Genomic DNA, 817 nt, shown 5'->3' with positions numbered 1-817 from the left:
GATCGGCTGGTGCTCGTTGACGGACAGGAGGCGCTGTTCGTTGTCGCCGAAGCGGACCTGCGCAGCGTGGGTTGCCAGTTCGTCTGGCCTGCCAACACGGGAGCGAACCCGATCGATCTGATGCGCAGGATGATTGAGGCTCTCCGGGAGGAGAACGGCGGCCGCCCGATCGAGGGCCTCACGACGACGGGCTCGGCGGGGACGAGCATCAACGCCGTGGCCATTGTCGAGGATCATCTCAATGTGGCGTGGGTTGAAAGCGCGCGACCGGGTGAGACGGCACCCGACATTCCGGATCAGCGTCCGGACCACATGGTCGGGCTTGAAGCACCGCGCGTGCAGGCTTCAGCCATGGCGGCTGGCGAAAGGCTTGCCTTTAACGGCCTGTAAGAGGACGGTTGGAGCGATGCTGCAGCCTGGATGCCGAGACACAATCATGGCTTACTATCCGCTGCTGCGGCCCTGAGAGACAGAACCTTGAACGGAACGGTCAAAGATAGTTATTGGCCCATCAACGCGATCCCGCTGGCTTTCGCCTGACGCTCCAAACGAGCCAGAAGCTCGCGATACTCGGCATTGTGCGAATAGGGACGGATCGCCAAGAGGATCAACCTCCAATCATCCAAAGAAACGGCGGGACGGAAGGCCACGGTTGGTTCAGAGCCGAACATGAGGAACCTGAAGATGAAAACATCATCTCTACCATAACCTTTGGTTGTGGATTAATCAGTCTTTTTCAGTGGACGGCTTGGCGAGTGACTAACTCTCACTCGGCAGAGAGCTTCTGATCACCAGCCCACAAACCGCTTCAGCAGTG

Annotated in this window: 2 protein-coding genes; one reads left to right on the top strand and one right to left on the bottom strand. The window is 59.0% G+C overall.

The window, feature by feature from the left end:
• Positions 1 to 390: hypothetical protein (locus CK944_RS23540; protein ID WP_158248142.1), on the top strand; the 390-nt coding region annotated here is incomplete at its 5' end.
• 110 nt (positions 391 to 500) lie between these two features.
• Here the strand turns inward: CK944_RS23540 and CK944_RS23535 are convergent.
• A complete protein-coding gene (locus CK944_RS23535) occupies positions 501 to 671 on the bottom strand; it encodes a hypothetical protein (RefSeq protein WP_158248141.1) in 171 nt (56 codons plus the stop codon).
• Positions 672 to 817: the final 146 nt, after the last annotated feature.

It is taken from the genome of Paracoccus sp. SY (genome assembly GCF_002901215.1).
Taxonomy (GTDB): domain Bacteria; phylum Pseudomonadota; class Alphaproteobacteria; order Rhodobacterales; family Rhodobacteraceae; genus Paracoccus; species Paracoccus acridae.
Note: the sequence above shows the minus strand (reverse complement) of the source record. Positions and strands in the feature narration are given on the sequence as shown.